The organism is Microcoleus sp. Pol11C3 (assembly GCF_036701485.1).
GTDB lineage: Bacteria > Cyanobacteriota > Cyanobacteriia > Cyanobacteriales > Microcoleaceae > Microcoleus.
In genome coordinates, this window is the sequence record NZ_JAUBQW010000045.1 from 1 (window position 1) to 17,022 (window position 17,022).

At 45.7% G+C, this 17,022-nt stretch carries 16 protein-coding genes and 1 pseudogene; 6 read left to right on the forward strand and 11 right to left on the reverse strand.

The window, feature by feature from the left end; translation table 11 throughout:
• Positions 1–72: 72 nt before the first annotated feature.
• Positions 73–336 (reverse strand): annotated as a pseudogene (locus tag QUA40_RS12730) (chloramphenicol acetyltransferase); the annotation flags it as partial.
• Between the two features lie 337 nt (positions 337–673).
• On the opposite strand from QUA40_RS12730, the gene QUA40_RS12735 reads away from it, so the two are divergent.
• Positions 674–1,135 carry a GNAT family N-acetyltransferase gene (locus QUA40_RS12735; RefSeq protein WP_333126027.1) on the forward strand — a complete coding sequence of 154 codons (462 nt, stop codon included), beginning with the start codon at positions 674–676 and terminating at the stop codon, positions 1,133–1,135.
• A gap of 49 nt (positions 1,136–1,184) precedes the next feature.
• Positions 1,185–1,556 carry a DUF2237 domain-containing protein gene (locus tag QUA40_RS12740; RefSeq protein ID WP_333126029.1) on the forward strand — a complete coding sequence of 124 codons (372 nt, stop codon included), beginning with the start codon at positions 1,185–1,187 and terminating at the stop codon, positions 1,554–1,556.
• A 122-nt stretch (positions 1,557–1,678) separates the two neighbouring features.
• On the opposite strand, the gene QUA40_RS12745 is transcribed toward QUA40_RS12740, so the two are convergent.
• The 4 genes from QUA40_RS12745 to QUA40_RS12760 all read right to left on the reverse strand — a co-directional run bounded on the left by QUA40_RS12745 (position 1,679) and on the right by QUA40_RS12760 (position 5,570).
• Positions 1,679–1,948 (reverse strand): hypothetical protein, encoded by a 270-nt coding sequence (locus QUA40_RS12745; protein WP_333126030.1) that lies wholly within the window; start codon positions 1,946–1,948, stop codon positions 1,679–1,681.
• Between the two features lie 48 nt (positions 1,949–1,996).
• A complete protein-coding gene (locus tag QUA40_RS12750; protein WP_333126032.1) occupies positions 1,997–3,046 on the reverse strand; it encodes a leucine-rich repeat domain-containing protein in 1,050 nt (349 codons plus the stop codon).
• A 188-nt stretch (positions 3,047–3,234) separates the two neighbouring features.
• Positions 3,235–4,269, reverse strand: a complete 1,035-nt coding sequence (locus QUA40_RS12755) for a M28 family peptidase (protein ID WP_333126034.1) — start codon at positions 4,267–4,269, stop codon at positions 3,235–3,237.
• A 98-nt stretch (positions 4,270–4,367) separates the two neighbouring features.
• Entirely contained in the window at positions 4,368–5,570 is a 1,203-nt protein-coding gene (locus QUA40_RS12760; protein WP_333126036.1) for a Coenzyme F420 hydrogenase/dehydrogenase, beta subunit C-terminal domain, read from the reverse strand.
• A 319-nt stretch (positions 5,571–5,889) separates the two neighbouring features.
• Between QUA40_RS12760 and QUA40_RS12765 the strand changes: the two genes are divergently transcribed.
• Positions 5,890–6,450 (forward strand): hypothetical protein, encoded by a 561-nt coding sequence (locus QUA40_RS12765; RefSeq protein WP_333126038.1) that lies wholly within the window; start codon positions 5,890–5,892, stop codon positions 6,448–6,450.
• A gap of 569 nt (positions 6,451–7,019) precedes the next feature.
• Entirely contained in the window at positions 7,020–7,235 is a 216-nt protein-coding gene (locus tag QUA40_RS12770; protein WP_333126041.1) for a hypothetical protein, read from the forward strand.
• Between the two features lie 28 nt (positions 7,236–7,263).
• Here QUA40_RS12770 and QUA40_RS12775 read toward each other — a convergent pair whose 3' ends face one another.
• The gene (locus QUA40_RS12775) at positions 7,264–8,748 is read right to left on the reverse strand and encodes a DEAD/DEAH box helicase (RefSeq protein WP_333126043.1); all 1,485 of its coding nucleotides are present in this window, start codon (positions 8,746–8,748) and stop codon (positions 7,264–7,266) included.
• A gap of 317 nt (positions 8,749–9,065) precedes the next feature.
• On the opposite strand from QUA40_RS12775, the gene QUA40_RS12780 reads away from it, so the two are divergent.
• The gene (locus QUA40_RS12780) at positions 9,066–9,392 is read left to right on the forward strand and encodes a hypothetical protein (protein WP_333126046.1); all 327 of its coding nucleotides are present in this window, start codon (positions 9,066–9,068) and stop codon (positions 9,390–9,392) included.
• Positions 9,393–9,453: 61 nt separating this feature from the next.
• Here QUA40_RS12780 and rimO read toward each other — a convergent pair whose 3' ends face one another.
• The 5 genes from rimO to psbZ all read right to left on the reverse strand — a co-directional run bounded on the left by rimO (position 9,454) and on the right by psbZ (position 13,718).
• The gene (gene rimO, locus QUA40_RS12785) at positions 9,454–10,833 is read right to left on the reverse strand and encodes a 30S ribosomal protein S12 methylthiotransferase RimO (RefSeq protein ID WP_333126049.1); all 1,380 of its coding nucleotides are present in this window, start codon (positions 10,831–10,833) and stop codon (positions 9,454–9,456) included.
• A 271-nt stretch (positions 10,834–11,104) separates the two neighbouring features.
• Positions 11,105–11,728 carry a Uma2 family endonuclease gene (locus tag QUA40_RS12790; RefSeq protein WP_333126051.1) on the reverse strand — a complete coding sequence of 208 codons (624 nt, stop codon included), beginning with the start codon at positions 11,726–11,728 and terminating at the stop codon, positions 11,105–11,107.
• A gap of 250 nt (positions 11,729–11,978) precedes the next feature.
• Complete coding sequence (locus QUA40_RS12795; RefSeq protein WP_333126055.1) at positions 11,979–12,557, reverse strand: Uma2 family endonuclease; 579 nt, start codon at positions 12,555–12,557, stop codon at positions 11,979–11,981.
• A gap of 200 nt (positions 12,558–12,757) precedes the next feature.
• Positions 12,758–13,306, reverse strand: coding sequence for a 6,7-dimethyl-8-ribityllumazine synthase (ribH, locus tag QUA40_RS12800; RefSeq protein ID WP_333126058.1), 549 nt, complete (start codon positions 13,304–13,306; stop codon positions 12,758–12,760).
• A gap of 220 nt (positions 13,307–13,526) precedes the next feature.
• Positions 13,527–13,718 (reverse strand): photosystem II reaction center protein PsbZ, encoded by a 192-nt coding sequence (gene psbZ / locus QUA40_RS12805; RefSeq protein WP_190735314.1) that lies wholly within the window; start codon positions 13,716–13,718, stop codon positions 13,527–13,529.
• Between the two features lie 316 nt (positions 13,719–14,034).
• On the opposite strand from psbZ, the gene QUA40_RS12810 reads away from it, so the two are divergent.
• Positions 14,035–16,989, forward strand: a complete 2,955-nt coding sequence (locus QUA40_RS12810; RefSeq protein ID WP_333126061.1) for a CBS domain-containing protein — start codon at positions 14,035–14,037, stop codon at positions 16,987–16,989.
• The last annotated feature ends 33 nt before the right edge of the window (positions 16,990–17,022 follow it).

Consider the following 17,022-nt stretch of genomic DNA (forward strand, 5'->3'; position numbering starts at 1 on the left):
TCATCTTTATTTGACGATTTTACTAGGTTTTTCATTTTAACTCTTTTGTGACACATTCGCAAAAGTGAGATGCACCCCGTCTAGTTTGTGATTTGCACCGTTCATGATGAATTTGACGTTGGTGGCGATCGCACAAAATTTACCAATAATTAATTGGTCGTTTCCGTAGTTATAAAGTACATTTTTTTCAAAGTTTTCTGGATCTATTGGATCGTCGTAATATGAGTAATCGCCGACGATAATGTTGGGGGATTTAATAAAGTTTTTGATGAAGCATACGCGCCACTGATCGGCCATCGGATAAGGTCGGTTTGGATCGGGCCCAATTTCTGTCATTAGTTTCAATCCTTATTTGTTAAGTTGCTGGATTAATGTATAGCAATCCTTGCAGGAGTCGTAAATTTTTTACCCCACCCCAACCCTCCCCGCGGCTTCGGGGAGGGAGTAAGAAATTCACAAATGATTTAGGATTGCTATAGTGTTAATTCGAGTTAGGTTTGCTTTGGTTTCTATAACATTGAGTAGTATAGTTTGTCAAGGGCGGGCGAGAAATTTTGGATTGATCGCTCTGCAAGAAATGAGACAAAATGGTCAAAGCCAACATCCATCCGCGTTCCGAAGCGGTTAAAAATCCCAAATTAATATTAAAAAAGCGATCGCATTGAGATAATTTATGAGAGTACGAACCTACGAAATCGGTGATACCCAACAAATTGTAAAACTGTTTTACGACACCGTACACCAAGTAAACATCCGCGATTACACACAAGCACAAGTAAATGCTTGGGCTCCAGCAGATATCGATATCGAAAGTTGGACTAAAAGTTTAAGCAGTAAATTTACTTTTGTAGCAGAAGAGGGTGATAAAATTGCAGGTTTTGGGGAATTAGAAGCAAGCGGCCATATCGATCGCTTTTACTGCCATCAAGATTTTCAAAGAAAAGGAGTCGGCAGGCTAATTTTAAAAGAAATTGAGTCAAAAGCCCAAGACTTAGGAATTAAAAAGTTATTTACCGAAGCCAGTATTACAGCTCGACCTTTTTTTGAAAGCCAGGGATTTATTGTGATTAGAAAACAAGAAGTAGAACGCAGAGGACAAAAACTCATCAACTTTGCCATGGAAAAAAATATATAAACAACGATTTGTGTAAAATTAGATCGAAGAGTTTTACGGAGGAGTTGCGATGGTGACGGAAGCTACAAATGTGGTGGGCGGAAAGTTAGAGACTTGCTGCACGTCGCCGATGACGGGCTATTATCGAGACGGCAAATGCAATACAGGTGGTGGCGACTTTGGGGCTCACACTGTTTGTGCTCAACTGACAGAAGAGTTTTTGCAATTCACTACATCGAACGGAAATGATTTGAGCACTCCGGTTCCCGAATTTAATTTCCCCGGTTTGAAGCCTGGGGATTGCTGGTGCTTGTGTGCGTCTCGCTGGAAGGAAGCAATGGATGCAGGAGTTGCGCCGCCTGTGGTTTTGGCTGCGACTCACGCCTTGACTTTGGAATACGTTTCTTTGGATGAATTGAAGCAGCACGCTGCTGATTTGTAGGAGGATGTTGCTGTGCGATCGCTTTTAGTCAATAAGGGCGATCGGGTTTTTCTGATGAATAGCAAATTAATTAAAGATTGTAAAGGTTTAATGTCGCTGATTTTCTTGTCAATGAGGTAGAGTCACGCGAGACTCGAAAGTTTCTGATTAGCCGTATCGCACTCAGTAGTCTCAGCTCGCTCGAACAGAACCTCAACATTATGTTTAGCTTCAGGACTTAAATCAGCTTTTTGGCGACACCAATCGGCAAATGTTGGTGCCATGTTTCCCGATCGCGTTTCTGCTGCTGCTTTCGCAGACAGTCCATTTCCATATAATGCTAGGATGGCACAACAAGTAAGTGCGATCGACTTTGGTAACTTCATGTGTTTCTGTGCAACTATGAGTGTCATAATCTTGTACCTCTAATTTCCCCAACAGTAAAGTTTGAGCATTTAATTTCAGGGTTCCCAATTACAGATAGACTCTGGTTTGAGAGGGCAAGTTTTGGGAGCGATTAGATTTCCAGTGAGGACGAGCGAAGTTAGGTTAGTCAAAGATTCTAGCGGTTTGGTATCGCTGATTTTATTGTTTCTGAGGACGAGTACCCTTAGGTTAGTCAAGGATTCTAGCGGTTTGATGTCGCTGATTTTATTGTTTTCGAGGACGAGTACACTTAGGTTAGTCAAGGATTCTAACGGTTTGATATCGCTGATTTTATTGTTTTCGAGGTAGAGTACACTTAGGTTAGTCAAGGATTCTAACGGTTTGATATCGCTGATTTTATTGTTTTCGAGGGAGAGCACATACAGGTTAGTCAAGGATTCTAGCGGTTTGATGTCGCTGATTTTATTGTTTTCGAGGTAGAGCTTAGTCAGTTTAGTCAAGGATTGTAGCGGTTTGATGTCGCTGATTTTATTGTTGTTGAGCCCGATCTCAGTCAGGTTAGTCAAGGATTCTAGCGGTTTGATGTCGCTGATTTTATTGTTGCTGAGGTAGAGCGAATTCAGGTTAGTCAAGGATTGTAGCGGTTTGATGTCGCTGATTTGATTGTCGCCGAGGTAGAGCGAATTCAGGTTAATCAAGGATTGTAGCGGTTTGATGTCGCTGATTTGATTGTAGTCGAGGAAGAGCTCCGTCAGGTTAGTCAAGGATTCTAGCGGTTTGATGTCACTGATTTGATGGTCGCGGAGGACGAGTGCCCGGAGACTCGAAAGTGTCTGATTAGCCGCCTCGCACTCAGTAGTCCCTGCTTGCTGCAACAGCACCTCAACAGTATGTTTAGCTTCAGGACTCAAATCAGCTTTTTGGCGACACCAATCGGCAAATGTTCGTCCAGTTTTTTTCGGTGGCGTTTCAGAGATTAACGCGGAAGGTCTATTGTTTCCCGGTTGCGAATTGGAAATTAACTCGGAAAGTCTATTTCCACATGATGCTAAGACGATCGCACAACCAGTAAGTGCGATCGACTTTGGTAACTTCATGTGTTTCTGTGCCACTATGAGTGTCATAATCTTGTACCTCTAATTTTTCCAACTCTATACAACAAAGACACTGCCTTACCGTGTCCCTGCAAAACATATATTAAAAACTCTCTGAATCACCTCACTCTGGCAACTTATACTAATTTCTCGGTGTGTCAGTTTGCATGATATTCTGTGTCCAGCGAGGATATTTCCATGACCAGCACCCTACGCAACTAATTAATATTAATTCCCACCAAATCTGCCACAACTTTCTCCAATCCAGCTATCACCTTCGTCGTCCGTTCCCAATCAACCTTATCGGGTGTATCTTGCGCCGTGTGATAGTAAGGATAGCGATAGGGAGCAGTATCGGTCACCATCAGCCCTGGATAACCATGTTGCCAAAAAGACCATTGATCTGACCAACCCACACCAGGAATGCCACCCGGAATTGCTGCACCTTCCGAGGGAAATTCAGCATGGCGGCGGAAAGATGCGATCGCCTCTCTAACCAGTTTACTTGAGGATGTATTGCCAATAAATCCGATAAAATTTCCCGATGTAGGATAAAAAAGGTTTAATGGTGCTGGATATTTCTGGCTGTTTTTGGCATCAGAGTAATAACCAATTGTTTCTAAACTGAGCATCGAAACAATTTTTTCATTACGCTCTCTGCATCTTTTCGCATAAACCAAACTCCCCATATCAGCCGTCCAGAAAAAAGGCGGTTCCTCATTCGCAAACTCAACAAAACGCACAGTTTTTTCAGGCTTTTTACCTGCAAACATTCTCGCTAAAGCCAGCACTCCCCCCGCCCCAGTTGCGTTATCATTTGCCCCTGGACTCCCCACCACAGAATCATAATGTGCCCCAATTACAACGATTTCATCTGCCTTTTTTCCGCCGGGAATCTCCACTTCTATGTTATAATAAAATTTATCATCAATTTTATATCCTTGTCGTTCAACTTTATAGCCAGCAGCTTGAAAAGATGCTTCGAGAAAGTCAGCGGCTTCTCCAAGTTTTTGATATTGTATAAAGTTGCGCTCTCCGATTTCACCAGAGAGCTTTTCCACATCGCGCTGTAAAGCATCTCGGAGCGAGATTTCCTGTGCTGTTAAAGGAGGAATTGTCCCGCTGTAGCTTTTCCCGGGCATTGCAATCATACTCAACCATATCCCACTAATCAGGCTAATTAAGATTGTACTAAGGATACCCAGTCTAATTAACGTTCCGCGATTCCATAATTCGATTTTTCCCAAGTGCATTTGTTTTCTATCTTTTGCTATCCTTGAGTAGCAGGGTGCGTCAGTTAGCGTTATTTTTTCAAAAGTTTCACAGCTTTTGACTGACGCACCCTACAAGTTTACACATCTGGTAACTTATACTGCCCCACAATCCGCTTAGCATATTCCGGCACATGAGCCTCTAATTTCTCCGGGTAATTGCGCTTCACGTACAGATAATTGCGAGTGAAATGAGAATCAATCGAAAACCGAGCATATTCCAAACCCTTCGGCCCAATTCTCTCAATAAAAACTCCCATTAACTTCGCCGCCCACATTGGCAAAGTTACCCCTTTTTCATAAGCCGGAATGCTTTGCTGAACCGCTTCTTTTCTGTTTCCTTGAGACATCACCGGCTGAGTATTTAACTGATCCGTTACTAAATCTAACATCTCTTGCCCGGTGTCATTTCGCACCACAATCCACTGCCAACCAAAAGGTGCTCCCATGTAGCCCACAACTAAATCTGCTAAAGAATTCACATAATCAAAACAGCTCAAACAAGAAGGAGCAAAAACATCTTTCAATTCCTTAGTATTCAGCCCGAAAAACGGCACTTTTTCTTCCGAACCATCTTCGTGTTTGAAGTGAACGTTAAAGTCTTGCATAAACTCGTAAGAAACCACTGTTTCAGGAGAGCGGCTAGTCGTGTCTAGGAATTTCTGCAAGCCTGCACGGCTGACATTATCCACGCAGGGAGTTCCCAAAACATAAAGCTTTTCTAAACCAAGTTTTTTCTCGACTGTTCGCAAGGCTTGAATTTGACAGCCGACGCCAATTACTAACAGCCGCTTCATCCCAGATTGTTCGATTTGTTCTAATACTGAAAGATTGGGAGAGAGTGTTGGTTTGTTGACTTTTGCTGCCAGAATCTCGGCGCGATTTCTAGCAATAATCGGCATCGGTTGAAAGCGGTCTTCCTTAGTATTTTGGACGCAAACAACGCCTTCTACAATTCCTTTTTCGAGCATTTCAATGGCAATTGTGCTGACGATTCCCGTCCACTGAGCGCCCTCGATCGGCTCTTTTTTCCGAGCCGCCATCATGTTTTGACTGACTCCGAAATACCAATCGTCGGGATTGTCGAGATTGCGCGATCGCCCGTGAATCTCTTCTTCTAATTCTGCGATATGCTGTGTTAAGAAAGCACAAGATTCCTTGACATAGTGGATGTAATATGTATCGCACAAACCGCACTCGCTGCAAAGTTCTTTAGCGGGGCGGCGGCTACCCGGTTTGAGGGCTTTGGATTTTTGGTGCTTAGTAGAATCTGTTGCGGTCATCTAAATTGCTAATTTTATCGAGATATGGCTTTTGTTAGGATATCACAGCAATTCCAATTATTAAGTAGTCGCTCTAATTAAACGTAAAACTTTGTTTGGTATTCACAAACCCGTCAGGGCGATATCTCTTGGCACTGCCCCTACAGAAACCGGGTTTTTAGGCGTTATATTTTTGGGGATGAATATCCTTACTTTTTTAGTTTGCCCAGGCGGATTTTGCTTGTGTAGGAGTGAATTCTCTTCACCCGAGATTATTAGTATAGATCCGGATTGAGCGGGCGATCGCCCGAATAAACTGCCAAATAAAGCTATAAAAAAAATGGTAAAATGGTTTGTGACAACAGCCGTCGCTAGCATCACGATCAATCTCGCAATTTCGAGCTTAGGATTTGCTGCTTTAGTTCGCCCCGTTGCCGGTATGAATCAAACTGTTGTCGCTTTAGAAAGAATGCTGAGCGCGACACAAAAGCCGACGGCGATCGACTATTCGCGCCTAGGGATTGGCGGCGTTCGGTTGGGGATGTCTGTAGAAGAGGCCAAACGTAAGTTGGGAAAACCGCAGCGCGACGAAACTAAACCTGCTGGGCATGGCCTAGGCGACAAGATTCGCACGCTAACCTACTCAGCATTGACGGTAGCAGCATGGGAGGGAAAAGTTTATTTAATTTATACTACCAATCCCAAGTTTCTGACAATTGATGGTGTGAAGCTAGGAGATAACAGCCAAAAAGTTGTTAAAACTTACGGTTACGGGTCGCAATCAGTGCAGGGTGGAGTGACTCGGTTGACTTACAGCAATGACCAAAAGGCTTCTAATTTGATTGTGGAACTTAAGGGCGATCGCGTGCAAAAAATTCTTGTGAGCACGCAGCTAAACTGAAATATTAAACAACAGTGCAAAAGTCCCGGTTCACAAGTTCGTGGTAAGGACTTTATTCCTTATTTATTAGGATTTTAGCCTTTCTGTGAGTTGACTGGAGGGCTTTTTCCTCATGTGCGTGAAGCGTAGCTATCCCGTAGGGAATCGCCCCCGTCTCGTTAATCCTCTTCATCATCATCCGACAATTTTGTCATTTCCTCAGCAATTAGTGTCTGAAAATCCTCTCCGTAGCGAATGTTGAGATGGATTGCAGAGAGGAAGGAACTCTGCTAGAATTTCAGCTTTTTGTCGATCGCTCAAATCAGGTAACTGAAGTTGATGGATTAATATCAAATCCGCGCTTCATCGGAATTATTCATCTCTCTGTTCTCTTCCTCTGCGTTCTCTGCGTACTCTGCGGTTTAATCATTGCAATGCAACCGGAATTGATACAAAGTAATAAGATTTTGACACTCAGTACCCACTTTTTCAATTAACCTACTCAGCGTAGAATTAGTTACAGAAATTGTCCGCTCGCTAACTTACATCTTTACTTATCCAATTCTCAGTCCGCTAGGAGTGGACGAAAGTTGGTTGGCGGTTTCAACCGCCGAGCTCGGATTTTGGATCGCACCCATAAAAAAGTAGGCGTTGCTGATTTACGGTATGAAAGACTAAATCTGCAAATCATAGAAACCAGTATCAACAAAGCTTCTGAATTTTCAACTTATTTTTTTCATACCCTGATTAAGCAACGCCAAAAAGTAGAGGTGCGATCGCTCGCATCTCTACTACAAAAATTCTAAATAAGGTGCACATTGTGCACCCTACCAATTAGCTGTTTTGGGGAACAGGAGCACTCGGTGCTCCAGAAAAAGTCGGCGCGACAGAATTACTTGGCGCACCTGTCTTAGCCCGCTTCTTGATCAAGATTGGCTTAACGCTGTTTTCTCCACCAATCGGGGGATCTTCTTGTTGAGCGTAATCAGCGCCCATCCAAGCAGGACGGCTTTGATCGAAAGCCATTTGCAAAGCAGCAGCGGCGATCGCATGGGAGTCGTACTCCTCGGATAACTGAGACACCAGAGGCAAGAAAGATGCCATCCGTTCGCCAGCCAAAGCTTCGCGAACTTTACCCTGCATTTTTTCCAACTGACGTGCTTCAATTTGCGCCCGTGTCGGAATGTTTCGCACCGTCAAGCTCGAGCGCACGTGGCGTTCAATCAAACGCAGTTTGCGGCGATCGACAGGTTGAATCAGCGTAATTGCCGTTCCTTCGCGACCAGCCCGGCCCGTGCGTCCGATCCGGTGAACGTAGCTTTCCACACTGTCGGGCAAATCGTAGTTAATCACGTGAGTCAAGTGATCCACGTCCAAACCCCGGGCCGCAATATCAGTCGCCACTACCCAGCGCACCTGACATTGGCGGAACCGATGCAGCAAGCGTTCCCGCTGTGCCTGATTCAAATTACCGTGATACTCATCAACGCTGTGACCTGCTGCTTGCAGTTGGCTGGTGAGTTCTGCAGCCGACTGCCGAGTCCGCACAAAAATCAGTGCAGATTCCGGGTCTTCCATTTCTAAAATTGGCTGTAGGGCTCTTGCCTTCGACCAGCCGCGGGGAATCATGTACACGCCTTGGCTGATGCGCTTCGGCGTTGCTTTTGGCTGTTCTACGGTGACGTTGACTGGGTTACGCAAATGTCGCGACACCAATTTCCGAATGGAAGCTTCCATCGTCGCCGAGAAAAATGCCGTTTGACGTTCTTTTGGTGCAGCATCCAAGATTTTTTCCACATCTTGGATAAAGCCCATGCTCAGCATTTCGTCAGCTTCATCCAAAACCAGCCATTGTACCTTGTCTAGTTTGAGGCTGCCACGGCTCAGCATATCCAATATGCGTCCGGGTGTACCGACAACGATGTGAACGCCGCGCTTCAAACGCTGCATTTGACGATCGATCGATTGACCGCCGTACACTGTCAGAACTTGGAGAGAGCGACCCACTTTTACCGGGCCATCGCTGCTGATGCCGCTCAAATCACGGATGGCTTCAGTTACTTGCATCGCCAATTCGCGAGTCGGCGTCAGCACCAGTGCTTGCACCGCAGTTACATCTAAATCAATCCGCTCCAAGATGGGCAACGAGAATGCTGCCGTTTTGCCTGTCCCTGTTTGGGCTTGGCCCACAACGTCGCGACCTGCTAACAGGTGCGGAATTGCTTGTACTTGGATGGGAGTAGGTTCTGTAAAGCCTAGTGTTTCCAGATGGAGAACGAGTTCTTCCGAAAGACCTAAGCCTTCAAACAATAAATTCATTAATGCTCCTAATAACGAGTCTTAGCCTTCTAAGTTGCCCAACTCGGATGCGGATTTCTGCTTTAGGGCAGGAACTCATAAGAGTTCTTTATGGTGCTGCGCCTGCGCGCACCTTCTTAAATAGCAATCGAGTATAGGGCAGCTCCGTCGATGGTGACTAAATTTACCAATTCGACAGCCGTCTTTGATTTTGTGACATCACCGATACCAACCGCCAGGGGTCGGGTTATAGGCTTCCAACATTCTTAAAACAGGACATTGGACTTCCTTTGAGGTACTTGCAAGCTTTTCCTCTTAGGCATTTTATAGTGAGGATCATGACCAGCCCCACTTCACTACATAGTAGTAACAGGTTGTTTGGTTCAGGCGCTATCCCGCAATCCGTCGCCTGCGGGATTGAGCAGGGGATGCAGCGACCGTTACCGCCTATCCATCTCAACACTCTTTCGGGATACCGTTGTGGTGTAGGGCGGACGGCGAAGCAATCTCAAATTCTCCCCGCTTATTTCTGGCTTGTTACTATCATAACTCTTTACATTCAGAAACAAAACATTAAATTCGTTAAAATTTTCCGATGTTCTGTAGAGATTACCGCACCCCGACGGGGAGCGTCGATTGTCAGAGAGGCTACTAAAGGTTTATAACCCCTTTACTACACATCTTTGCACAATCTTGTACAAACCGTTACTTTTGCTGCACAATCCGCTAATCATTTTTGGCTGGTGTCCGGTTTTTGTTCGCCACACCGCCGATCGCGACAGTTCCAGCAACACTTACAACTTGACCGTAGAGGTCGTAGACATCTGCACCCGTAATTTTCACAGATACGATCGAACCCAGTCGTGCTTCTCCTGTCACATAGACGAGTCCATCTACTTCTGGGGAAAACCGAGCGGATCTACCAATCAACTCACCTGTCTCTGGTTGTTCTTGTTCTATCAGGACATCAACTACCTGACCGACAGATTCTTGATTCTTCTTCAATGATATAGGTTGTTGTGCCGCCATTACCGAATTGCGCCGCATTTCCATTATTTCTGCAGGTATTTGCTGAGGCAAGCTAAAGGCTGGGGTTCCTTCTTCTGGCGAAAATACGAAAACTCCTACGTGATCGAATTCGTGGCGCTTGACAAATTCCAGCAAGTGTGCTGCGTGTTCGTCGGTTTCGCCGGGGAAGCCGACAATAAAAGTTGTTCGCATCACAGCGCCGGGAAGTGATGCTTTGAGCCGATCAACTATAGTATCATTGATCCCGGCTTGAAAAGGTCGATTCATCGCCCGCAAAATTTCCGGGTGCGAGTGTTGCAGGGGTAAATCCAAATACGGCAAAACGTTGGGCGTTTCGCGGATGGCTGCGACAACTTGCGGAGTCAAACCTGTAGGATAGGCGTAGTGCATCCGAATCCAAGGTACATCTACTTCACCCAAAGCCCGAAGCAGTTCGGCTAGTTTCGGTTCGCCATAAATATCTTTGCCGTAGTTGGTGGTAATTTGAGAAATTAAGATAATTTCCTTTACCCCTTCGGATGCTAATTGCTTAGCTTCGGCGACGATAGATTCGATCGTGCGCGATCTTTGATTTCCGCGCAAGTGCGGGATAATGCAAAATGCACAGCGATAGTCGCAGCCTTCTGCTATTCGCAGATAAGCGACACCTTCCGATGTGGTGCGGTAGCGGGGAGTAGTTTCGTCAGCGATGTAAGTAGGTTCTGAAGAGACGAGGGAAACTCGATCGCCCTTTTCGACCTGCTGCATAACATCGACGATTTTATGATAGTCGCCCGTGCCGACAATGGCGACTGCTTCGGGCAATTCGTCCAGCAATTCTTGTTTAAAATGCTGTGCCATGCAGCCAGTGATGACTACTTTTTTATTAGCTTCTGCCAATTCTACCAAGGTGCGGACTGACTCTTCTCGCGCCGCTTGGATAAAACTACAAGTATTAACGACGACGTAATCGGCTAATTCTTCATTAGAATCCACTTGATAGCCCGCTTGAGCCAGCAAGCCAATCATGTGTTCGGTATCGATGCGATTTTTTTCGCAGCCGAGGTGAGTAAATGCGATCGTTGGCTTCGTTGCCATGCAGTAATAGTTAGTGTTGCGCTATTTCTAAGAACGTTTTATGATATCACACAATTAAAAAAATTGCAATGTGTATGTGGAAGCTCTGGACTGTTGTGGTGTCCGCAGTTGTTGTGTGATATTTGTGCGATCGTGGGCGAGATGAGAATTTTTAGGCTTTGTGCGATCGTACTTTCCCGCTTTTTCGCTGCCAGATTTTGACCCAATTGTCAGGTTTTGGTGTCGTCGGAAGGCTTCGACAATCTTACGCCCTTAGCATAATTTCGACTTGCTAGTTCGGCAAGCCAGCAAGAAAAATCTTCTCTGCTGTTAAGCTCAATTCTGGAAAAGCCAGCGACTCAACAGTCTCGCTTCCCCTAAACTGTTTTACCTGATACTCCCCATCTACTAGCTGGTAAATCGAGAGAGTGGGTTGTTTGGGATTGCCGATAAACTTGCGACCGCCTAAACCAAGATAGTCTACAATCCAGTATTCGGGAATGCCCATTTCTTCGTAGTCGGAAGCTTTGAAAAAATAATCATCCCGCCAGTTCGTACTGACCACCTCTACAGCCAGTCGCACCGAAGCCCCCATCGTGATGACTGATTCTTTTTTCCAGCGCGGTTCGCTTGCAAGTGCGCTTCGGTCTAGGACTATTACGTCTGGCTGATAACCAGCCTCGTTACGGGAAAGCTTGAGTAGGCAGTCACCTGGAATTGAGTAGGATAATTCACGACGGTCAATTTCAACTGCTAGTTTTGAGCTTATAAAACCCGTAACTTCCGAATGGTCGCCGGTTCCTAAAGGCATTTCAACAATTACTCCATTGTGTAGTTCGTACTTATGGACAGAGTTCTCTGGATACCAGGCAACGAACTCATCAAACGTGATTGTTTTCGATATGGTTTGGATCATGTTGTGGTTTCCTCTGTCTGGTGATTAGTATGCGAAAAGCTAGAAGATGACACAAGTCTTTTTGATAAAATATCAAAAAGACTTGACATAGGAAGTGAAGTTTGCTATATTATGTGACCCACAATGTCAAAATACCGATCGCGCCGATCAACTGAATCTGAAATTAGTATCTGGGCGATCGACCGTTGTGAGCGATCGTCCTCAAGAAATCAAATGGGTTCTATAATCTTGATTTTATCGTACTTTTAAATTAGGCTGGAAATACCAAAGATAAATCCAGAGACAATTCGGGAAAACCCGGAATTAGAACAGTCTCATTTTGCAGAACAACTCGTTTGACTCGATAATTGAAATCACCTTGTCTTTTTTGATAAGGTTCGCTGTGAATTTCCAGTTGATTATCAACCAAATTAAATATCCAATAATTAGCAATTCCAGATTCAGCATAGAGAGATAACTTAGTTTTCTGGTCGTACTTTAAAGTAGAATCAGAAACCTCAATTACCAACAAGATATCCGCAGGCTCCGGGTGAGAAGATAAATAATTATCAGAGCGATTTCGGGCGATAACAACATCTGGTTCTGGTTCGCTATCAGTAGCAGACAAAATAATCGGCTCTTGTACGCGCAAGCGAGCGCGTCTTGCCAGTAAAATGACTAACTCCTCAAGTAAAAGACTGTTACAAACAGAGTGAAGCCTACCTTTAGCAGCCATATTTATAATTTCTCCGCGAATCAATTCTACTCGGTCATCAGGGCCGAAAAATCCCAGTTCTCCCAAACGGTGATATTCTTGGAGCGAGAATCGTTTAGCAGTTACAACAGTCATCGCTTTTGTTACCTACAGGTGCTAAAAGTACGCAATTAAATCAAATTTATACCCTCTCAAGAACAGGCAAGATGCCTGTTCCACAAAGATTTAATTTGTTTCAAGAACAGGCAAGATGCCTGTTCCACAAAGATTGTATTTCTTGTAGGAAGTAGCGGTTGGGCATCCTGCCTGCCCATAAAAGGTTTTTCAATAATACATCAAGCCCGATCGCCCGACAGCACCTCAACAGCAGCAGACACAGGCAATTTATCGTAAGAATTTCCGCCCAAACCATTAACTTGACGCATCAAAGTGCCCATTTCCAAAGCACTCATCGCATAATTCCAGCCCAAATTGCTTTTAATTCCAGCCCTTTCCAAAGCTTGCTGCATCGTGTCAGTCGTCACCACCCCAAAAATCACCGGCACCCCACTTTGAAAAGCAGCCGCAGCAATTCCCTTAGAAACCTCACCAGCTACAAAATCGAAATGAGGAGTTTGGCCTCGAATTACCGCGCCCAGACAAATTACCGCATCGTAGCGGCGAGAAAGAGCAGCTTGACGAGCAATCAAAGGAATCTCAAAACATCCCGGAACCCAAAAAAAGTCCACCTGAGAGCCATGAGGATCAATATCAACCCCGTGGCGTTTCAAACAATCTTGACATCCCTCCAAAAGTTTGTTGACTACCAAATCGTTAAAACGACCGATGACAATAGCAAACCGCAAAGATTCCGTTTGAGTAAAAGTTCCCTCGTAAACAGTCATAGTGTTCTAGTTTAGATTTGAGGTTTTAGATTTTAGATTTTTGTTTGTGAGAAGGCAAAAGTCAGAAAGTAGCAGCATCTCATCTGAATCTCAAGTGCAAAAACATACAGTGTCGCGCGGTCTAGAAAAATCCTAGCTTCTGCCGAATGCCTTTCAATCGCTGGTGAATGCCTTCAGCCTTCTATCTTTTACCTTCTTTATTCGAGAGAGTTGGGTGAAATTAAACGACTAAAAAGTTCAATACGCCCACTGCAATAACCAGCAAAAACCAGAGACCCGATCCGACATAAATCAGGGATTTAGACTGATTCCAGTTTTGGGGAGAGGCATAAGCCACTGGCACGCCAACGACCATCACAAAAGACAGCAGTACCAGACCCAGTAAAACCACTTGAAACAGAATTGATAACATCTTTTCTCCTTTCGATATAACCGTGCGTTGATCAGAAATAGTTTTCCAGAACCGAAAAAAATATTCCAAATTCTAGTTTTTGACAGTTTCCCGATAGTCGATCGAGAGATTGTCGGTTGATTGATACGAAAGAACCCCTGCAAATTCGGGCGTTGCGCGAACAGGCGTCAGCGGCTCTTGAGATTTTGATCAATTTTATCATTGTTCGCTACACGACAGAAAACGGGAAAGGTTAAGTTAAAGCCCGATCGACACATCCGGTTTCAGAGGGCGAGAAATTGCTACTGTTTGAGTTAGAGATGCGGGATTTTCGGCTATGGACTTAGTTTTGTGCCACACAACAGCAGATTTTGACGCCTTGGGAGCGGCGGTGGGACTTTGCGTGCTGCGCCCCGGTAGCCGGATCGTACTGACTGGCGGGTGTCACCCGACGGTGCGGGATTTTTTGGCGCTACACCGCGACGAGTATCCGCTGATTGAACGTCGATCGGTCAATCCGCAACAAATTCGATCGATTACTATAGTTGATGCCTCCCAGCGCGATCGTTTGGGAAAAGCCGCCGAGTGGTTGGATTTGCCACACCTGAGCGAAATAGCTGTTTTCGACCATCACCTACAGGCAGATTTAGACATTCCCGCTACTGTTACCCAAATCGAAGCAGTCGGAGCCACCACTACATTAATTGTCGAAAAGCTCAAAAATCAAGCAGAAAACAGCGACACACGATCCCGCCTTCTACCTTCAGAAGCAACAGTAATGGCCCTCGGCATTCACGTCGATACAGGTTCCCTCACCTTTGAGGGCGCAACGGCGCGAGATGCAATGGCTTTAGCGTGGTTGATGGAACAGGGAGCGAGTTTGCGGGTAATCGCTGAATATGTAGAACCCGGTTTTTCTCCTCAATTGCAAGATTTGCTCAGAGAAGCGCTGAATAATTTGCGATCGGAAACTTTGCACGGTTACAGCGTAGCCTGGGTGCTGTTATCTACTGAATCCTACGTTCCCGGACTTTCTTCGCTGGCTTCTCGCTTGCTCGATTTAACTGAAACCGATGCTCTGCTTTTAGGTAATGTTTATAAATTTGGCGAAAACGACAACAACCGCAACATCGATCCCGAATCGCCAGTTTCCAATCGATTAACTATTATCGGTCGATCGCGCATCGAAGGAACAAACCTCAGCGAATTGTTCAAACCCTTCGGTGGCGGAGGCCACGCCCGCGCAGCATCCCTCGCCACCCGCGATGTTGACCCCTTGCTGACTTTAAATCAGTTAGCTGAAGAACTCAAAGCTCAAATTCCCCACCCTCCGACAGCCCGCGAGTTAATGTCGTCTCCCGTGCGGAGTATTCGCCCGGAAACATCGGTGGGGGAAGCTCACCGTATCCTCCTACGTTACGGACATTCGGGGCTTTCTGTGGTCGATGCGGGCGATCGACTCGCCGGCATTATCTCGCGCCGCGACATAGACATTGCCCTGCACCACGGTTTCAGTCACGCCCCCGTGAAGGGTTACATGACTCCGCAGCTAAAAACGATCGCCCCAGATACCTTGCTGCCGGAAATTGAATCTTTAATGGTGACATACGATATCGGGCGCTTGCCAGTATTGGAAAACGGTCAACTTGTAGGAATTGTGACTCGCACTGACGTGTTGCGGGAATTGCACCAGCAAAAAGCGCGAGACAGGGGAAGTAGTGCAGAATTGTCTTATTGTGCTGTGCCCGAATCGGTTGAGCAGTTGTTGCGATCGCGCATCAGTCCCGAATTATGGCAATTATTGTCGATCGCGGCCAATCTTGCCCAAAACAGCGGCTGGCAACTTTATATTGTGGGTGGAGCCGTCCGGGATTTACTCTTAGCCACGGATGATACACTGGCGCTAACAGATATCGATTTGGTTGTCGATGGAAAGTGCGGTTCCGACGATTCCGGTGCTGGTGTCGAGTTAGCTTCCTCGCTGCAAAAACTTTACCCCGAAGCGCGTTTGGACGTTCACGGTCAATTTCAAACCGCCGCGCTGTTGTGGCACAAAGACTCTGCTTTCGGCTCGCTGTGGGTGGATATCGCTACGGCTCGCACTGAATTTTACCCTTATCCGGCTGCAAATCCTGAAGTTGAAGCGAGTTCAATTCGCCAAGATTTGTACCGCAGGGATTTTACAATTAATGCGCTGGCTGTGCGGTTGGGTATTCCTCGCAGTGGCGAATTGTTAGATTTTTTTTGCGGTTTGCTGGACTTGGAATCGAAGCAAATTCGAGTTTTGCACGCCAATAGTTTTATCGAAGATCCGACGCGAATTTATCGTGCTGTGCGGTTTGCGGTGCGGTTGGGGTTTGAAATTGAGCCGCAGACGGAAGGATACATCCGCAACGCTTTGGCCAGCGGGATATATTACCGAATTCAGGGGGAAAACGGCCGAGCTCCGGCTTTGGAAACTCGGCTCAAAAGCGAATTGAAATACATTTTGCAAGCTCCTTACTGGAAAGTTGCTTTGCAAATGTTGGGAGATTTGCAGGCTTTGCGCTGCATTCATCCTAGTTTGGAGTTGGATCGGGAGTTGTGGCGGCAACTGCGTTTGCTCGATCGGTGTTTGAATGGAAGAAGAAGGAAGAAGGAAGAAGGAAGAAGGAAGAAGGAAGAAGGAAGTTCGGCAACGGATGCTGTAACGGATGTAACGGATGCCAGGAAGAAGGAAGAAGGAAGAAGGAAGAAGGAAGGAGGAAGAGACAAGAAGGAAGAAGGAAGAGACAATTCCCTATTCCCAATTCCCAATTCCCCATTTCCAATTCCCAATTCCCCATTCCCCATTATCAATATTCCCGATTGGCAGATGCGGCTGGAAGTTTTGATAGCTTATTTAGCACCGGAATATCGCGGCAAGGTGGCTGCAAATCTTCAGTTACCCGCTGACAGCATTAAGCGGCTGGAAGTATTGGAAGCCGGAAAGAACCAGTTAGCAGAGAATTTGCCTAAGTGCGAGTTGCCGAGTCAATTGGTGCTGCTGTTGAGAAATTATGAGTTGCCTGTGTTAATTGCGATCACCCTACAAAGTCCGCGAAGTGCACGTCGCCAAATCTGGGAATATCTCACCAAATGGGCGAATGTTGAGTCGCCTTTAAATGGCAACGATTTGAAGGCTTTGGGTTATAAGCCGGGGCCTGGGTTTAAACGAATGTTGGATGATTTGTTGGCGGCGAGGGTGGATGGCGATTTGGGCGATCGGGCGGCTGCTATCTCTTTCTTAGCACAACGTTATCCTCAAACTTAGTAAGGTGCGTCAGCAGCGCGTTATTTTTGATAT